General features: G+C 69.6%; 17 protein-coding genes and 3 pseudogenes. 10 read left to right on the top strand and 10 right to left on the bottom strand.

Annotation, left to right across the window (positions count from 1 at the left end):
- The first annotated feature begins 77 nt into the window (after positions 1-77).
- Positions 78-983, top strand: a complete 906-nt coding sequence (locus tag ACZ39I_RS34085; protein ID WP_467248783.1) for a LysR substrate-binding domain-containing protein — start codon at positions 78-80, stop codon at positions 981-983.
- 238 nt (positions 984-1221) lie between these two features.
- Complete coding sequence (locus ACZ39I_RS34080; RefSeq protein WP_467248782.1) at positions 1222-2088, top strand: 3-hydroxybutyryl-CoA dehydrogenase; 867 nt, start codon at positions 1222-1224, stop codon at positions 2086-2088.
- Positions 2089-2188: 100 nt separating this feature from the next.
- Here the strand turns inward: ACZ39I_RS34080 and ACZ39I_RS34075 are convergent, their stop codons facing one another.
- From ACZ39I_RS34075 to ACZ39I_RS34050, 6 genes and pseudogenes are all read right to left on the bottom strand, one after another.
- The gene (locus ACZ39I_RS34075; protein WP_467248781.1) at positions 2189-3154 is read right to left on the bottom strand and encodes an electron transfer flavoprotein subunit alpha/FixB family protein; all 966 of its coding nucleotides are present in this window, start codon (positions 3152-3154) and stop codon (positions 2189-2191) included.
- A gap of 29 nt (positions 3155-3183) precedes the next feature.
- Complete coding sequence (locus tag ACZ39I_RS34070; protein ID WP_467248780.1) at positions 3184-3966, bottom strand: electron transfer flavoprotein subunit beta/FixA family protein; 783 nt, start codon at positions 3964-3966, stop codon at positions 3184-3186.
- Between the two features lie 25 nt (positions 3967-3991).
- Positions 3992-5167, bottom strand: a complete 1176-nt coding sequence (locus tag ACZ39I_RS34065; protein WP_467248779.1) for an acyl-CoA dehydrogenase family protein — start codon at positions 5165-5167, stop codon at positions 3992-3994.
- On the bottom strand, positions 5164-6405 hold the full coding sequence (locus tag ACZ39I_RS34060) for a CaiB/BaiF CoA transferase family protein (protein WP_467248778.1): 1242 nt from the start codon (positions 6403-6405) through the stop codon (positions 5164-5166). The genes ACZ39I_RS34065 and ACZ39I_RS34060 overlap by 4 nt, the downstream gene beginning before the upstream one ends.
- Before the next feature lie 59 nt (positions 6406-6464).
- Positions 6465-6899 carry a Zn-ribbon domain-containing OB-fold protein gene (locus ACZ39I_RS34055; RefSeq protein WP_467248777.1) on the bottom strand — a complete coding sequence of 145 codons (435 nt, stop codon included), beginning with the start codon at positions 6897-6899 and terminating at the stop codon, positions 6465-6467.
- A gap of 471 nt (positions 6900-7370) precedes the next feature.
- Positions 7371-7597, bottom strand: a pseudogene (locus ACZ39I_RS34050) (hypothetical protein); the annotation flags it as partial.
- Between ACZ39I_RS34050 and ACZ39I_RS34045 the strand changes: the two are divergent.
- Entirely contained in the window at positions 7520-7864 is a 345-nt protein-coding gene (locus ACZ39I_RS34045; RefSeq protein WP_467248986.1) for a hypothetical protein, read from the top strand. The pseudogene ACZ39I_RS34050 and the gene ACZ39I_RS34045 sit on opposite strands and share 78 nt — an antisense overlap.
- 325 nt (positions 7865-8189) lie before the next feature.
- On the opposite strand, the gene infA is transcribed toward ACZ39I_RS34045, so the two are convergent.
- Both infA and ACZ39I_RS34035 read right to left on the bottom strand, forming a co-directional pair.
- On the bottom strand, positions 8190-8414 hold the full coding sequence (gene infA / locus ACZ39I_RS34040; RefSeq protein ID WP_352391515.1) for a translation initiation factor IF-1: 225 nt from the start codon (positions 8412-8414) through the stop codon (positions 8190-8192).
- On the bottom strand, positions 8411-9214 hold the full coding sequence (locus tag ACZ39I_RS34035; RefSeq protein ID WP_467248776.1) for a GNAT family N-acetyltransferase: 804 nt from the start codon (positions 9212-9214) through the stop codon (positions 8411-8413). Before ACZ39I_RS34035 ends, infA begins: the two co-directional genes overlap by 4 nt.
- Before the next feature lie 255 nt (positions 9215-9469).
- Here ACZ39I_RS34035 and ACZ39I_RS34030 point away from each other — a divergent pair.
- The 3 genes and pseudogenes from ACZ39I_RS34030 to ACZ39I_RS34020 all read left to right on the top strand — a co-directional run bounded on the left by ACZ39I_RS34030 (position 9470) and on the right by ACZ39I_RS34020 (position 11932).
- A pseudogene (locus tag ACZ39I_RS34030) lies at positions 9470-10102 on the top strand (IS6 family transposase).
- A 262-nt stretch (positions 10103-10364) separates the two neighbouring features.
- A complete protein-coding gene (locus ACZ39I_RS34025; RefSeq protein WP_352391517.1) occupies positions 10365-10961 on the top strand; it encodes an RNA polymerase sigma factor in 597 nt (198 codons plus the stop codon).
- A complete protein-coding gene (locus ACZ39I_RS34020) occupies positions 10958-11932 on the top strand; it encodes a CU044_5270 family protein (RefSeq protein WP_467248775.1) in 975 nt (324 codons plus the stop codon). Before ACZ39I_RS34025 ends, ACZ39I_RS34020 begins: the two co-directional genes overlap by 4 nt.
- Before the next feature lie 248 nt (positions 11933-12180).
- Here ACZ39I_RS34020 and ACZ39I_RS34015 read toward each other — a convergent pair whose 3' ends face one another.
- The gene (locus ACZ39I_RS34015) at positions 12181-12630 is read right to left on the bottom strand and encodes a hypothetical protein (protein WP_467248774.1); all 450 of its coding nucleotides are present in this window, start codon (positions 12628-12630) and stop codon (positions 12181-12183) included.
- A gap of 698 nt (positions 12631-13328) precedes the next feature.
- On the opposite strand from ACZ39I_RS34015, the gene ACZ39I_RS34010 reads away from it, so the two are divergent.
- The 4 genes and pseudogenes from ACZ39I_RS34010 to ACZ39I_RS33995 all read left to right on the top strand — a co-directional run.
- On the top strand, positions 13329-14225 hold the full coding sequence (locus ACZ39I_RS34010; protein WP_467248773.1) for an aminoglycoside phosphotransferase family protein: 897 nt from the start codon (positions 13329-13331) through the stop codon (positions 14223-14225).
- Positions 14225-14590, top strand: coding sequence for a hypothetical protein (locus ACZ39I_RS34005; protein WP_467248772.1), 366 nt, complete (start codon positions 14225-14227; stop codon positions 14588-14590). The genes ACZ39I_RS34010 and ACZ39I_RS34005 overlap by 1 nt, the downstream gene beginning before the upstream one ends.
- 125 nt (positions 14591-14715) lie before the next feature.
- Entirely contained in the window at positions 14716-15702 is a 987-nt protein-coding gene (locus ACZ39I_RS34000; protein ID WP_467248771.1) for an NAD-dependent epimerase/dehydratase family protein, read from the top strand.
- 195 nt (positions 15703-15897) lie between these two features.
- Positions 15898-16392: pseudogene (locus tag ACZ39I_RS33995) on the top strand (type 2 periplasmic-binding domain-containing protein); the annotation flags it as partial.
- Here ACZ39I_RS33995 and ACZ39I_RS33990 read toward each other — a convergent pair.
- Positions 16367-17326, bottom strand: coding sequence for an Lrp/AsnC family transcriptional regulator (locus tag ACZ39I_RS33990; protein WP_467248979.1), 960 nt, complete (start codon positions 17324-17326; stop codon positions 16367-16369). The pseudogene ACZ39I_RS33995 and the gene ACZ39I_RS33990 sit on opposite strands and share 26 nt — an antisense overlap.
- Between the last annotated feature and the right edge of the window lie 7 nt (positions 17327-17333).

The following is a 17333-nucleotide window of genomic DNA, read 5'->3' as shown; positions in this document are numbered from 1 at the left end:
CCCACACTCACCCCGCGGCGATCCTGTTCTGCCCTGACCGCGCCGCGGGGTGCCCGCACCACAGGACGGAGGAGCCGGTGGAACTGCGCTGGCTGGAATCGTTCGTCGTCGTCGCGGAGGAACTGCACTTCGCGCGGGCGGCGGATCGCCTGCACCTCGCACCGTCGGCACTCAGCGCCCAGATCAGGGCGCTGGAGTCGCACCTGGGTGTGCGGCTGATCGACCGGGGGCGACGCACCCGCCCGGCGCTGACCGGTGCCGGGCAGCTGTTCCTCGATGAAGCGCGGCTGACCCTCGCACAGGCCGCCCGAGCCGTGGCCGTGGGCCGGCGGGCAGGGCGCGGGGAGCTGGGGCACGCCCAGATCGCGTACGTCGCCTCGGCCGCGTTCTCCGGAGTGCTCACCGACGTCCTCACCCGTTGCGCGGCCCCCGGCACCGATCTGACGGTGCAGGTGCGCGAGTTGGAGACACCCGCCCAACTGGAGGCACTGGCCTGCGGTGACATCGACGTCGGCTTCCTGCGCTGGCGCCCGGAGTACCCGCCCGAGGTCACGGCCACCTGCCTGCTCAGCGAGGAGGTCGTCCTGGCACTGCCGGCCGGCGCGCCCCTGGCGGCGTACGAGACGATTCCCGCGGCCATGCTGCGCGACGAGAACTTCGTGGCCCCGCACTTCGACGAGGAGTACGGCTGCCGCGACCAGATCCTGGAAGTGGCCGAACGGGGCAGCTTCAGCCCCTTGTGCGCTCCCGCGGTGCGGGACTACGTCGCGGCGCTGACGCTGGTGGGCGGTGGTCTTGCGGTGGCCCTGGTCCCCGACTCACTGCGGCGCGTCCACATCCCCGGGGTGGCCTACCGTCCGCTGGCGGACGTATCGCTCACCACCCGGCTGGTCGGTGCCTACCGCAGGGGTGAGACCTCGCCCGCGGTGCGCGGCGTGATCCGCCGGCTTCGGGAGGCCGCGGTCTCGACGGCCGCCGGCTGAGGCCCTGATCCCGATGCCGTCCTGCCCGTCCCGTCCGTCCCGGGCGGGCCGTTCGTCGTGGTCCGCGCAGCGCCGCGTGAGTCGGCCGGTCAGCGTCGGACAGACGCATGTTTGTGCGCGGATGACGCACTGTTTTCGCAGGTCAGAGCAGGTATGCCGGTCTACGCTCAACACGGAAGCACACACCGTGGCGGCGTCGGTCGACCGCCGCCCGACGGAGGGACAGGCGGAGAAGCACATGACAGCGATCAAGCACGTGGGCGTCGTAGGCGCGGGTCAGATGGGCCGCGGCATCACCGAGGTCTGTGCACGGGCCGGGCTGCACGTCACGTTGTGCGACGTGACCGAGGACAGGGCCCGGGCCGGGCTGGCGGGTGTGGCGGACTCCCTGCTCAAGGCGGAGAAGCGCGGTGCGCTCGCGCCCGAGGCCCGCGCACTGGCCCTGGCCGGGATCTCGGTCACCGACGATCTGTCCCGCCTGTCGAGGGCGGACCTGGTGATCGAGGCCGCCGTGGAGGACGAGCAGGCCAAGACCGAGCTGTTCCGGCAGCTGGACAAGGTGGTCACGAACCCGGCCGCCGTCCTGGCCAGCAACACGTCCTCCATCCCCATCGCCAGGCTCGCGGCGGTGACCGGCCGGCCGGAGGCAGTGGTGGGCCTGCACTTCTTCAACCCGGTTCCCGTCATGCCACTGGTCGAGGTGATCCCCTCGCTGCACACCTCGAAGGCCACGGAACTGCGGGTGCGTGCCTTCGCGGGTGAGATCCTCGGCAAGAAGACGGTCGTGGCGCAGGACCGCGCGGGTTTCGTGGTGAACTCCCTGCTGGTTCCCTACCTGTTGGCGGCGGTGCGGATGGTGAGCTCCGGTACGGCGACGGCGGAGGACATCGACACGGGGATGACCGCCGGCTGCGCGCACCCCATGGGCCCGCTGCGTCTGGCCGATCTGATCGGGCTCGACACCGTCGCGGCGATCGGTGAAGCACTGTACGAGGAGTACCGGGAACCGCTGTACGCCCCGCCCCCGCTGCTGCGCCGCATGGTCGAATCGGGGCTGCTTGGCCGTAAGTCGGGGCAGGGGTTCTTCAGTTACCGGGCGGCCTGAGGGCGACGGCGGGCCACACGTGGGCGTGCGGTTGTACGACGGCGACTGCCACCGGCCAGGCCGGTGGCAGTCGCCGTCGTACAACCGCTCTCCAACTACGTCAGGCGATCCCGCGGCGGGCGGCCACTTCCTGTGTGAGCTGGGGGGCCACCGAGAACAGGTCGCCCACCACGCCGTAGTCGGCCACAGCGAAGACCGGCGCCTCCGGGTCCTTGTTGACCGCCACGATCGTCTTGGACGTCTGCATCCCGGCGAGGTGCTGAATGGCCCCGGAGATACCCAGCGCGATGTACAGCTGCGGGGAGACGGACTTGCCTGTCTGCCCCACCTGGTACTGGTGGGGGTAGTACCCGGCGTCGACCGCGGCACGGGACGCGCCGACCGCACCGCCCAGCACGTCGGCCAGCTCCTCCACCACCTTGAAGCCTTCCGCCCCCGCGACACCGCGTCCCCCGGAGACGACGACGCTCGCCTCGGTGAGCGCGGGACGGTCGCCCGCGAGCGGGGCGCGGCGGGCGGTGACGCGGGCGGATCCCGCCGGGTCGATCGGCGCCGGGACGAGTTCGTGCTCCACCGCCGCCACGGGATGTTCCTCCGGCTCGAAGGCGCCCGGCCGCAGGGCGATCACCGGTATCCCGTGGGTGACCTCGGAGCGCACGGTGTACGACCCGCCGAAGACGATCTGGGTGACCACCCCGGAGGCGTTCAGGTCGACCGCGTCGATCAACAACCCGCTGTCCAGCCGCGCGGCGAGACGCCCGGCCACCTCCTTGCCGTCGGTTGTCGCGGAGACCAGAACGGCAGCGGGGGAGACCTCCCGCGTTGCCGACTCCAGGGCCTCGACGGCGGGCGAGCCGAGAAATCCGTCGGCCTGCGTGGATTCGGCCGCGTAGACGCTGGTGGCCCCGTGACGGGCGAGGGAGTCCTTCAGGCGGGCCGCGGTGCCGGGAGTTCCCACGAGCACGGCGGCCGGGTCGCCCAACCGCCGTGCGGCGGACAGGAGTTCGTACGTGGACTTGTGGACGCGTTCCCCGTCGTGGTCGACGAGAACGAGGACGTCGGGCATGGGCGTGCCTGTTTCTTGGTCGGGGCGGTTCAGACGAGTTTCCGGGCGATCAGGTGGTCGGCGAGCTGCCGGCCGGCCGAGCCGTCGTCCGTGACACGGATGCCGGCGGCCCGCGCCGGACGCGGGACGGCCTCCACCACACGCGTGCGGCTCACCAGGAACCCGGTGTCGTCCGCGCCGGGGAACAGGTCGTCGAGGCCGACCGTCGCCACGGGCTTCTTCTTGGCGGCCATGATGCCCTTGAAGGAGGGATAGCGCGGCTCATTGATCTTCTCGGTGACGCTGACCAGCGCGGGCAGCGGCGCCTCCAGGGTGGCCTCACCGCTCTCGGTCTCGCGCTCGGCGCGCACCCGCCCCTCGTCCAGGTCGAGTTCGCGTACGTGGGTCAGCTGCGGCAGGCCGAGCAGGTCCGCGACGATGGCCGGGACCGCACTGGCCTGTCCGTCGGTCGTCGCGTTGCCCGCGAGGACCAGGTCCACGTCCGCCACCGTCCGCACGGCGGCGGCCAGGACCCTGGCGGTGGTCACCACATCGGCTCCCTGAAGCCGGTCGTCGCAGATGTGGATCCCACGGTCGGCGCCCATCGCCAGGACCTTGCGGATGGCGTCGAGCGCCGAGTCGGGTCCCATGGACACGACGGTGACCTCGGCATCCGTCGCCTCCTTGAGGGTCAGGGCTTCCTCCGCGGCGCGCTCGTTGATCTCGTCCAGGACGAGGTCGGTGTTCTCGCGGTCGAGGGTGTGGTCCCCCTGGGACAGAGCGCGTTCGGCAGCGGTGTCGGGGACCTGTTTGACGAGTACGACGATGTTCACGGTCGTCTTCCTTCGGCCGGGGCGGTCAGCGGAAGGCCGGGTAGCCGGTGATCGCCTGGCCGACGACCAGCGTGTGCATCTCGCTGGTTCCTTCGTAGGTGAGGACGGACTCCAGGTTGTTGGCGTGGCGCAGCGGCGAGTACTCCAGGGAGATGCCGTTGGCGCCGAGGACGGTGCGGCACTCCCGCGCGATCGCGATCGCCTCCCGCACGTTGTTGAGCTTGCCCACGCTGATCTGCTCGGGCCGGATGCGGTGCTGGTCCTTCAGGCGGCCCAGGTGCACGGCGAGCAGCGCGGCATTGCCCAGGGACACGGTCATGTCGGCGAGCTTCTTCTGCGTCAGCTGGAAGGCGCTGATGGGCTTGTCGAACTGGACCCGGGAGTCGGCGTAGTCGATGGCAGCCTGGATCGAGTCGCGGGCGGCGCCGACCGCGCCGAACAGAATGCCGAAGCGGGCCTCGTTCAGACAGGACAGTGGGCCTCGCAGACCCTCGGCGAGTGGCAACCGCGCCGAGTCGGGCAGCCGTACGTTGTCGAAGTACAGCTCCGAGGTGATGGACGCCCGCAGCGACATCTTCTGCTTGATGTCCTGGGTGGTGAAGCCGGGCGTCCCGCGCGGCACGAGGAAGCCGCGAATGCCCTCCTCGGTCTGCGCCCAGACGGTGGCCACGTCGGCGATACCGCCGTTGGTGATCCACATCTTGGAGCCGTTCAGGATCCAGTCGCCGCCCTCGCGGACGGCCTTGGTACGCATCCCGGAGGGGTTGCTGCCGAAGTCGGGCTCGGTCAGGCCGAAGCAGCCGATCGCCTCACCGGCGGCCAGCCGCGGCAGCCACTGAAGCTTCTGCTCCTCCGAACCCCACTTCCAGATGGAGAACATCGACAGCGAGCCCTGCACGGACACGAAGCTGCGGAAGCCGGAGTCCGCCGCTTCCAGCTCCAGACAGGCCAGCCCGTAGCTGACGGCGTTCGTACCGGCGCAGCCGTACCCTTCGAGGTGCATGCCGAGTACGCCCAACTTGCCGAGTTCCGGGGCGAGTTCGCGAGCGAAGTGGGCGTTCTCGAACCATTCGCCGATGTGCGGGCGGACCCGGTCCGCGAGGAACCTGGCGACGGTGGCCTGGATCTCGCGCTCCTCGTCGGTGAGGACGGAGGCGATGTCGAACAGTTCGAGGGGGTCCTTCAGCGGCTTGGCGCTCATGTCGTGCTCCTTGTGTTCAGGCTCGGATGAAGGGGGTGGTCGAATATCTGTGCGGTGTGCTGGCCCAGACGGGGCGGGGCGAGGCGGTATCGCGCCGGGGTGACACTCAGCCCGATGGGATGCGCGACCTGGCGGGAGAAGGCGGCTTCCTCCCCCTCGGCAGTGGCGACGGGGATGTCGACGATGCCGGGAAGGCCGAGCTGGTGGGCGAAGGCGAAAGCCTCGTCGAGGGTGTTGACCGGTCCGGCGGGCACCCCGGCCGCCAGCAGGACGGTGGACCAGTGGTCTGCGCCCGCAGCGCCGAGCCGCTTGGTCAGGACGTCCCGCAGTTCGACGCGATGAGCGACCCGGGAGGCGTTGGTGCGGAAGCGGTCGTCGAGAGTGAGACCGGGATCCCCGAGGACCTCGGCGAGTGCCGCGAACTGCCGGTCGTTGCCCACCGCGAGGGCGATCGGCCGATCCGCGGTCGGCAGGGTCTCGTATGGGGCGATGCTCGGGTGCGCGTTGCCCATGCGGCCGGGAACCACACCGGCCACCGCGAAGGCCGAGGCCTGGTTGACCATGGCCGACAGCAGCGAGCCGAGCAGGTTCACCTCCACGAGCTGCCCTTCGCCGGTGGCGTCCCGGTGCCGTAGGGCGGCGAGGATGCCGAGCGAGGCGTGCAGTCCGGTGATCACGTCGACCAGGGCCACGCCTGCCTTCACCGGTTCGCCGTCCGCGGTCCCGGTCACGCTCATCAGACCGCCGACGGCCTGTACGAGCAGGTCGTAGCCGGGGATCGCGGCGCCCGCGCCGCTGCCGAAACCGCTGATCGAGCAGTAGATCAACTCCGGGCGCCGGGCACGGAGTTCGTGATGACCGAGGCCCAGCCGTTCCATCGTGCCGGGACGGAAGTTCTCCACCACGACGTCGGATTCGGCGATCAGGGAGCGGGCCTGTTCGAGGCCGGCCCGGGTCGTGAGGTCCAGGACGACGGACCGCTTGTTCCGGTTGACGCCCAAGAAGTACGTCGAGGTGCCGTCCTGGTCCGCCGGCGGGTGCCAGGCCCGGGTCTCGTCCCCGATGCCCGGACGCTCCACCTTCACGACGTCGGCGCCGAGGTCGGCGAGGAGCATGGTGGCATAGGGTCCCGCGAGAACCCGGGAGAAGTCGGCGATGCGCAGCCCGTGCAGCGCGGCGCGCCCTGCTGCGTCGACCGCGTCGGCCCGTTCGTCCGGTGCGTCGTACTGGGTGTCCACGCGCCCTCCTCTCTCTTCGTGCCGCCTACGCGAACTGACATGACCGGTGTCGTGTCCTCTCACCACCAGCGCTCCAAGGGCGTTGCCCGGTAGGTGAGTTCGACGAGGGGAAGTCCCTGCTCGCGAGGAGTCACGGCCCGCACGACACGTACTCTCGCCCCCACCCCGGCCACGGCAGGTTCCGTGCCGGCGATCTGACAGACCAGGGTGAAGCCCTCGTCCATCGCGACGAACCAGGTGTTGAGCGGCGATTGGCCGATGCGGCGCACGAGTGTTCCGGCACCCGTGCTGCGCTCTCCCTTGAAGGCGGTGGAGCCACAAGCGCGGCAGAACGAACGGCGGTAGGTCGCGGTGCCGCACCAGAGGCAGCTCTGGAAGAGCAGTTCGCTGCGGACGTCCAGCGCGGACGGGTCGGCGGTCCCGGTCGTGGCCGCGGCAGGCATGTCATGGCTTGCCCGGAACTCGTCGGGTCCACGGCTGTCTGTCTGGATCATCACAGCCTCCTGTATTCACTCCGGTGGCCGGAAACAGGCGACCGGAGTCCGATATGGCTCCCTCACCCTGGCCCGTCCGTGAATCGCTGGTCAACGACGAGCTGACGCATCTTTGTGCGTCGAAAACGTTCCTTCACTACGTCCGAATGCATCGGGCACGCCGAGGGCCTCGTCGACCGGTCCGCTTTCGTCAAGGCAGTCAGCGCCGACAGGGACCGGTGTACGACACACAGACGGCCGAACTCCAGGGAAAGGGAAAACAGGAGACACCTGTGACACTTTCGCCCCACCGTCATCAGGGCTCATCCACCGCCCGGACATCCGCATAACGTGCGCAACAGCGATCCCACCTGGCTTGCGGCAGCGACCGGAGTCATCACATACGCTGCCACGGTCGGCGGCCTGGTCGGCGCCGGAGGACCGGCTGGTGCGGGACATGTTGGACAATATCGCCGGTCATCTGGCCGAGGACATCACCGGGTCGCGTGGGTCGGCGAAACGGAGCAGCAACCGTGATTCGGCTTCCCTTCCTCGAGCGGTGTGCCAATGTTCACGGACGGTTGCGCGACGTCCTTGAGAGGCCCCTGGGGAATCGCCAGCAATTCCGCCACCTCTTCATCATGAGCCCGCAACCCCTCAAGAACTTCTACCAGGGGGCGGCAGGAACCGGAGGTGAACATATCCTCGGGCTGCTCTCCGACGGCCCGATCGACGTCCACCTCACGATCGACGACACGGTGTACAGCCAGCAGCAGCCGTACATGACGGAGTTGGGTACGGGGATCGTCGACTGGGCGGGCTGGGCGGACGCCATGTCCGGTACTCCCGGTGCAGACACGGTCCTGATCGGACTCGACGAGGCCGCCGATCCGGTGGCCGCGCTGAGGGCGGGGACAGCGGTGGCGAAGCGCGTGCTGGCCTTCATCGGCCGGATCGCGTCGTGTCACAGTGCTGGAAGGGACTGATCCAGCCAGACAGGGCTCAGGGGTCCGGTCTCAGGGAACACAACCGGTCTGCGATGTCGTAGACGGTAAGGGCGCAGTGCGCGGATGTCCTCGACCAGGTTGCGCCACGGCTCGTACGCGGCGGTGCCCTCCCCCCGGAAGCCCGGAGGTAGGCGACGGCGACGCCGTAGGCGAAGAACTCGTAGCGGGCCGGCAGCGGCCGCAGCAGCACAATCTGCTTTGGGCCGCCTGCTCGCCGCGGCCGTTCGAGCCATCACCGGGGACCGGTCACGCCGACGCCGTGACCGGTCCCTGGATCAGCTGTCGGGGAAGGCGCCGACCGTCGCTAGTTCCGGTACCGGAACACGATCCGGCCGCGCGTCAGGTCATACGGCGGAAGCTCCACCAGCACCCGGTCCTCGAGCATGATCTTGATGTAGTTTTTGCGGATCTTCCCGCTGATGTGCGCGAGCACGTGGTGGCCGTTCTCGAGCTCCACGGTGAACATGGCGCTGCGCAGGCACTCGACGACCTTGCCCTCGACTTCGATGACGTTCTTGTTCCTCGTCATCGCACCAGCTCCAGGTTGCTGCTCATCGGCCGGGCGCCGATGCCCTGGAACAGCGCCGAGGCCGCTCGGTTGGGCTCCTGGACCTCGGTCCAGGCCGCGGTGAACCCGGAGCGGTGCAGCGTCCCCAGCGCGTGGGCCAACAAGGCCCGCGCGATGCCGCGGCGCTGCTCGCCGGCCCGGACGGCGACCAGCCCCACGCGCGGCCGGATCACCGTCACCACCCGGATCAGCCCCAGGTAGCGGTCGGGTGCCGCGGCCACCGCGTACTTCGACGGGTCGACGATGGTGTCGCCTTCGCGGCGGAAAATCACCTCCGCGGGCATCGACTGCCACCCCACGGTCGCCTCGACTTCGTCGCGGATCGCGCGGTCCACCTCCCGCAGCAGACGCTCGTCTGCCTGACCGGCGGGAACGATCGTCACGCCCGGCGGTGGCAGGACGCTGTCCAGCCCGGTGACCTGAGGGTCGGTCGGAACGACGTACTCCCACTCGCGGCGCCGCACCGTGAAACCGGCCCGCCGCCAGCCGGCCGTCAGCTCGACGTCGGCTTCGTCGACCACCGTGTACAGCGGCGCCGGCAGTTCCGCCAGCATCACTTCGGCGAGCCGGTCGAAGGCGGCTTCGTGCCAGACGTCGATGCTGACGAACAGGCGTCCGTCCGGCCGGTGCTGCGCATGCCCGCGGCCGACCACCAGGTCGTCATCCAGGGCGTGCCATTGCCCGTCCGCGACGCACGTGATCGTCACCGCGTTCTCGCTCGGACCGGATGTGAAACCAGATGTGAAAGGCGTTGTGTTCATCGGAGTCTCCCTCCAGGAGTGCCTCGATCTCAGGCGCTCCTGGCGACACCGAACGTCAGCCGCCGGACCGTGACGGGTTGAGGGAGCACCCACGGGTAACTGTGTTCACGGGGCTCACCTCCATAAGACGACTTCACGGTCCACCGGGAAAGTAGCAGCGGGGCACCGGCTTGCTCAAACTCTTTTACCGGGCACTGTCACGCTGGCTGACTGTTGGGATGATCCTCTGGTTGATCAGGCGGGGAGGGGGCGTCGGTGGGGAGCGTGTCGCCGTCGTACAGGGATCACCGGTACCCGGTCGAGGTGATCTCCCACTGTGTGTGGCTGTACTTCCGCTTCCCGCTGTCGTTCCGCGAGGTCGAAGGGCTCATGCTCGAGCGCGGGATCGTCGTCTTCTACGAGACAGTGCGCCGCTGGTGCCGCAAGTTCGGGCAGACCTACGCCAACGCGCTGCGCCGCCGGAAGCCCCGGCCTGGTGACAAGTGGCACCTGGACGAAGTCTTCATCAAGGTCAACGTCGTGCAGCCTTGACATCCTGGTGCAGAACCGGCGGGACAAGGCCGCGGCCAGGCGTTTCTTCCGCAGGCTGATGCAGAGGACGAGTGCGGTGCTGCGAGTGGTCGTCACCGACAGGATCCGCTCCTACGGCGCGGCCGACCGCGAGGTCATGTTCCGCGTCGAGCACCGGCAGTCGAAGTACCTGGACAACCGGGCCGAGAACAGCCACCAGCCAGACGGCGGCTCCTGTCCGCGTTCAGCGGTATATCGCCTCACTTCCGGCCCCGCCGCCATCTGATGACCGCTGGCGCCCACTGAGCCGAGATGACCGTCCGCTTCGTCATCCGGGAGCAGATCACCGGCGTCGTCGACCTCGCTTCCGCGCCCTGAGCACGGCCCGGAACCGGACCCCACCACGCCTTGACGCACCATCAGACGCATACCGAGGTGACCAGAAAACGATCACGACCACCCACGAGTCCGCTATCACCCGCCGCCGAAAGCTAGACGTATTGCCCCAGCCTTCTGTGGGACAGAGCCCGTATCCATCCACGAAGCCGGGCGTGAACCCGCTCGCCGCGGATCGGCAAGTACAGGGTGTGAACACCCGCCATCCTGACACCCACCGACCCCACCGACGGACGGACAGTCCATGACCGACTCGGCCGGCGGCGACGCCGAGCTCATCGCGGCCTCACTCGCCGAACCCGAGCGTTTCGCGGCGCTCTTCGAGCGTCACGCCCCAGCGATCCACCAGTACGTCGCCCGACGACTGGGCCGGGACGCAGCCGACGACGTCACCGCCGAAACGTTTTTGACGGCCTTTCGGATACGGGCCCGGTTCGACCCGGCCCGCGCCGGCGTGCGGCCCTGGCTGTACGGCATTGCCGCCAAACAGATCGGCCGGCAGCGCCGGGAGGAGGTCAGGGCGCTGAAGCTGCTCGCCCGCACCGGCCACGACCCGGTCGCCGACAGCTGGACCGATTCCGCCGACGACCGCCTGGCTGCCGAGGCCGCCGCCCGCCCACTGGCCGGGGCGCTGGCCCATCTCTCCGCGGGCGACCGGCACGTCCTGCTGCTCTTCGCCTGGGCCGACTTCAGCTACCAGGAGATCGCCGAAGCCCTCGGCATTCCCGTCGGCACCGTCCGCTCCCGCCTCAACCGCGCCCGCCGCAAGCTGCGCACCGCAACCGGTGCGGCCGGCGACCCCCTCACCGAAGCTCGCATACACGAAGGCGACCCCGCATGAACGAGCTCTCCGAAACCCGCGGCCTGCGCGCCGACGCCCCCCTTCCCGACAGCGACCAGCTCGCCGCGCCGCGGGCCCGGCTCACCGCGGCGCTCCGGCAGGAGACCCACCGCGGGCGCGCAGCCCTTCCCAGGCGCCGGATGATCCTGGTCGGCGCCGCCACCGCAGGAGCCCTCGCCGTGACCGCCGGGATCGTCGCGACCCTTCCCGAGGACAGCTCCCGCGCCCCCGCCGGGAACCCTCAGGTGCTGTCGGCAGGCGCCTCCGCCGACGCCCTCGAACTGGCCGCCGCGACCGTTGAGAAGCACGACGGCACCGAACCCGGCCCGAAGCAGTGGGTGTACGAGAAGAGCACCGTCTTCGTCCAGGGCAAGCCGGAAAGCAGCGAGGAGTGGACCCGCTGGGACGGCACCGGACAGGCCAGTCTGCCCGGCATTCCCCCCGCCGGTGACATCTCGGACTTCGACCCCGACAAGCTCCAGGTCTGGTACGGCCCCAACCAGGAGGAGAAGTGGAAGCGGGAGGGGTACGACGACCGCTCCCAGCGGCAGTTCTACCGCTTCCTCGCCACCCTGCCGAGCGACCCCGACCGCATGATGAAGCGCATCCGCGAGGAGCACGCCATCGGCTCCATCGACGGGGAGACGCGCGCACAGCGCGACTGGCGGGAGATCGACGTCCTGTACCGGTCGGTGCTGATCCCGCCGAAAGTCCAGGCAGGCCTGTTCCGGGCTCTCGCGAAGATTCCCGGCGCCCGGGTGACGACCGGCGTCAAGGACCCGCTCGGCCGCGCGGCGATCGGCGTGAGCGTGAACTACGCCGAGAAGGCGCCCTCGGGCTGGCAGGGGAAACAGGAGATCTTCTTCGATCCCGAGAGCTACGCCTACCTCGGGGAGACCCTCAACGACGGAGAGATGGTCAGCGCCCGCGCGGCCTGGGGCGTCGTCAACAAGCCCGGCGCCCACCCCTGAGCACCGCGAGAGGCGCACGGTGCGACACCGGGTGCCTCTCGTCGGCCGTGAGGCTGTGAACGCGGCGGCTCGGAGTAGTCGTGGGCAGGGTTGTCGCGGTTGTTGCCGAGTTCGGGGACTGCTGGGCGGCCCCGTTCGGACGACCGGGTGGTAGTGAACGGGATCGCGGGGCTGTCATCACCTACAGCGGGTGGTGCCCGCGCAGCCTCCTACGCGCATGCTCCGGAATCCGTTCCTGTTGGAGCGGCTCAGTCTTGCGCTGGGGGCGGCTCACGGTCGTCCTCCGTCAGTGCGGCAGGCTTGAGGAATTCGCAGGCGGTGTCGCGGAGCCGGAGCCATCGCCGGCCCGAGCGGGGTGTCAGGCCGGTGGACAACAGTCGCAGTTGGTCCATTTGCGCGGTGACGGGGTCCGGCAGGGGCGAGGGCAGGACGGCGAACATCTCCACGTCGTCGTGCCGTCGCAGAAGGCAGGCCGCAGCCAGACACCAGGTCTCGGGTGAGTCGGCGTCCGGTTCAGCGACGGTGGCGAGCAGTGCCGCGAGGACGACGCTCTCGACTTGGGCGAGAAACGGGCCTTGATCGAGGCGCCAGGTGTGCAGGCGCTGGTCGAGGCGGCGGGCGAAGACGGGGTCGGCCGGGCGCGTGCGCAGCACTTCGCCGGCGAGTCGGTCTGCTGCGGCGACCCGGTCAGCCGTCATCGAGGTTCTCTCCCCGTGGCCGGTGCGGGCAGGGTGTCCAGCATTCTGCCTGCACCACCGCTGCTTATGTCAGGGCACTTCACGTTGAGTACTGCGCTGGTCGCGGTGCCGCTGTCGAGCCCTCGTGGAGCGATCGTCGCCAGCGTTACCGTGCGATAGCTGTACGTCCTCGACATCGAGTCGCAGTTCACCGGTGCGGTCGTCGACCGTGCAGGCGGCGGGCAGTTGTGCTGCCGGGCGCTGGAGCCGGCGTCGGGGGTGCTCGGGGCGAGCCGCTGATGCTGCCTGTGCCTGTGATCTTGCCGCCGCTGTAGTTGGGCTTGTTCGCGAACAGTGCGCGGGTGATGACGTGTTCGGGCGCGTTGGCGTCATCCACCGTCAAGGTCGCCGGGGGTTGACTCCGCCGATGGTGGCGGGCAGTTGCTGCTCGGGTGCCTGGTGCCCTTGGTGCCCTTGGTGCTTTTGGGCTGAGAGGGCTCGGGGCGTACTGGAGGTCTGCCATGCCCCGAACCATTTGGAGCGGCGCCATCTCGTTTGGCCTGGTCACTTCTCTGAACTTCGGGGCCGTTCCGTCCCAAAGCCTCTGACTGCAGCCCTCTGAAACCGAATCGGTGATGCCGGGGGACTCACAGCGAGATGCTTCGTGAGGGAAGCGCCGCTCCGCCTGCCGTCTCAGCGCCTCAGTACTGTGGCGTCGCATGACCGACACCGAGATCGAGATCACCGCAGACCTGGTGCGCGACCTGCTGCAGGAGCAACATCCAGATCTTGCGGAGCTGGCCATCCGAGAGGTGGCCGGCGGCTGGGGCAACCAAATGTGGCGCCTCGGGGACGAGTTGGCCGTACGCATGCAGCGCATGGACCCCACCCCGGAGCTCCAGCTCAAGGAGCGGCAGTGGCTACCCGTGCTGGCCCCGCGCCTGCCGCTGCCGGTGCCGACCCCGGTGCGGTTCGGTGAACCGTCCGAGCGCTTCCCCAAGCACTGGACCGTGATGACGTGGGTTGACGGCGAGCCGCTGGACCACGGCTCGATCAGCCGCGGCGCCCACGCAGCCGACACACTGGCGGGCTTCCTCAGGGCGCTCCACGTGGAGGCGCCTGCCGAGGCGCCGATCAGCTCGGACTTCGGCGCTCACCCCAAGAAGTGCACGGACGGCTTCGACTACTTCTTTAATGCCGTTGCCCCCGGCGACATTGCAGACGAGGTCCGGGCGGTCTGGGACGATGCCGTCGCGGCCTCCGAGTGGGGTGGCCCGCCGGTGTGGGTGCATGGCGACCTCCATCCCGCGAACGTCGTCGTCTCGGACGGAACGCTCTCGGGCATCGTCGACTTCGGTGCCATGTTCGCCGGCGACCCCGCCTGGGACCTCGCCGCCGCATGGATGCTGCTGCCGACGGGCACGGCCTCACGGTTCTTCGACATGTATGCGCATGCCGACGAGGCGGCGATCCGGCGCGCCCGCGGGCTGGCCGCGATGAAGAGCCTCTTCCTGATGCTCATGGGGCAGAACGGAGATCGGGGCCTTCCCGGCGGCAAGCCGAACTGGGGACCTATAGGCCGGGCGGCACTTGATCGTGTTCTCAAGGGTGTTTGATGGACGCTTCCTTTAAGTGGTTCTCGAACGCCGACCCCGAAGACGAAGATCAGGAGCCGGAGGCCGGACGCCGGGAGGCGATCGACCTGACGGCGCTGCGGGCCTTGAGGAAGTCGCGCACGGACGTGGAAGCCCCCGATCTCACCAACGAGCGGCTGCGCCACCTCCAGGACGCGTTCTCCAAGGCGGCCGACGCCTCCCGCGCCCGCGCGGACCGCTACGCCGAACAGGACGATGCCGATGGACCGCAACCGGTGCGCCGGGACGACCAACGGGCGCACCGCCCGCAGGAGCCCGGACGGCACCGTGGTCGGGAGGCGGCCACCGAGTGCACCCGATGGCGCGCACCTGATGCCGCGGAGTGATGAGCACTTCCGGGTCGACGGATACGAGGTACTTTGCCCGAGGGCTGAGATCGATCTGATGGCTGATCATCTGCTGTGAGCGAATTTGCCTGGCAGGGTGGTGATGCCGGTGCTTGCGTGTCGGTATGGAGATCTTGGTTCTGGGCGGAACGGCGTGGGTGGCTCGGGAGTTGTCGCGGCAGGCGATCGAACGCGGCCATCGGGTGACCTGTCTCGCGCGTGGCGAGAGCGGAGAAGTCGCGGACGGAGCGACACTGGTCGCCGCTGACCGGCGCGATCCGTCGGCTTACGAGCCCCTGCTCGACCGGGTATGGGATGCGGTCGTTGAGGTGTCCTGGCAGCCGGGTTTTGTTCGTGGAGCGCTCGACGTGTTGGGCGGCAAGGCCGGGCACTGGGTGTATGTCTCGTCCGGCAACGCCTACGCCTCCCACGCCACGCTGGGGGCGGACGAGTCCGCGGCCCTGCTCGCTCCGACCGACCGGAGCGAGGTTGACCGCGAACTGTACGGCGAGGCGAAGGTCGCCTGTGAGCAGGCGTCGACGTCTGCTGTGGGCGATCGCCTTCTCATCGCGCGAGCCGGGCTCATCGGCGGCCCGGGCGATCACAGCGGGCGTTCCGGCTATTGGGTCGCCCGCGCCGCACGCGATCCGCGTGGGCCGATGCTGGTCCCCGACACGCCGGCCGCGCCTACCCAGGTGGTCGACGTGCGAGACCTCGCCTCTTGGCTGCTCGACTCCGCGGAGACGGGAGCCACCGGCACGTACAACGCTGTCGGCCCGGTCGTTCCGTTCGAAGAATGGATCGAGCTGTCCCGCGTCGCCGGCGGGCACACCGGTCCTGTGGTCACCGCAGAATCGGTGTGGCTGCTCGCCAACGGCGTGGCCCAGTACATGGGGTCCGAATCGCTGGCGATGTGGCTGGTTGAGCCGGGCTTGGAGGGGTGGTCGGCCCGGGACGGGTCCGCAGCGCTAGCCGCGGGGCTGCGTCACCGGCCCCGGGCGGAGATGCTGGCCGACACGCTGCGCTGGGAACGCGAGCAGGGACTGGACCGGGAAAGGCGCGCAGGCCTCAGCGCGCAGCGCGAGCGGGAGTTGCTCGACGCCCTCGGCTGACGGCGCTGGATTGGTCCCGCACGAAGCGCGACAGCAGCGCGGCCGACAAGGGATACAGCAACGGCCCGTGTCGCGATTATCTGCGTGTCGACGGTCCCCACGATCTGCGTCATCAGCGTCAGGCAATTCGGCTCTGTCGTAGATCTTGTGACAGAGCCCGATACTCCCCGTGGGAAATAGATGAACTTCCCACGGGAAATACCGGGGACGCTTCCGTGTTCTCCTCCTCGCACTGACCAAGCCCTGGGAAATAGGTTCGATCTGGTGCTGGCCAAGCGGCGCCCCGAGCTGACGTGGACCGGGGGGAGCGGTCCGGCTGAACGCGAACCGCCCGGTCGCTCTGATCGTGTACCACGCCCGCCGGGCTCACCCGGGCGCTCGCCCTGGAGCGGCAGGGCCGGGCGTGGAGCATCGTCTGGACCAGCGGCAGCCTCAACGGCCTGGTCGCGGCGGCCCGGGCCGGCCTCGGCGTGATGGCCCACTCCCGGGGGGCTGATCCCGCCGACTCTGGTACGGGTACCGGAGTGGGCCGGACTGCCGGAACTCGGCCGCGTCGACTCAGCTGGTCCACGGTCACGGCCACGGCTACGGCTGCACGGCGACCGCCACCAACGCCGAGTCCAACCGGGAACGCGGCGGCGGCCGTCCTCACCAGGGGCGCCGGTCAGCGTCCGGGCTGCTGGTAGGTGATCTGCTTGACCCGGCGCAGGAAGGGCGTCGCCTCCACGTGCCGGACCCCGGACAGGCGGCCCAGTGGGCCGCTTAGATAGGCGTACAGGCCGGCTGTGTCCTTCGCGACAGCTGTCACCACGATGTTGCAGGGGCCCGCCGTGGCGCTGGCGTAGGCAATCTCGGGGTGGGTGCTTAGGGCCTCGCCGACGGACTCGAGATCACCGGGCGCGGTCGTGATCCACAGGACGGCGGCGCGCGGGTAGCCGAGGGCCTCTGAGTGGTACTCGATGTCGATGTACAGGGCCCCGGACGCGAGCAGGGCGGAGAGGCGGCGCTTGACGGCCGACTCGGAGCGGCCGGTGGCGCGCTGGAGTTCGGGATACGCGGCCCGCCCGTCGCGTTCGAGAGCCTTGACCAGCGGCTCGTCCTCCGGGTCGATGTGTACCGGTCCCGGCCCGGGCTCCGGGTGCGGGCGCAGAGCGGCGATCTGGTCGTCGGTGAGTATCGTGAACTTCGCCAGCCAGCCAGTCGGCCCGCCGAAGTAGCGGTGGAGCAGCTGGTGGGCGCGGATCTCCACGACGCTGGGGGTGCGGGGCAGTTTGCCCAGCAGTAGTTCGTCGTGGTCCCCGGGGCTCCGGGGCCGGGTCATGCACACGATCTCGGTGCCACCGGAGGCGAGTCCGATCCATGCCGTGTCCGGGCGCCTGGCGAGTGCCTCGGAGATGGTCTGCGCGCTGTCGGGAGCGCACCGCACCCGCAGCATCCACTGGTCCTGCCCGAGCCGGTGGGCGTCCCGGACGGCGACGACCCGCAGCCCGGCCTCGGCGCACAGCCGGCGGTACCGGCGCGCGACCGTCTGGTCGGACACCCCGAGCACGGTTCCAAGGCGGCTGAAGGACGCCCGTGCGTTGACCTCCAGGGCCGCCAGCAGCCGGAGATCTAGTTCGTCCATAGTGGAG

The organism is Streptomyces sp. NPDC024687 (assembly GCF_055559055.1).
Note: the sequence above shows the minus strand (reverse complement) of the source record. Positions and strands in the feature narration are given on the sequence as shown.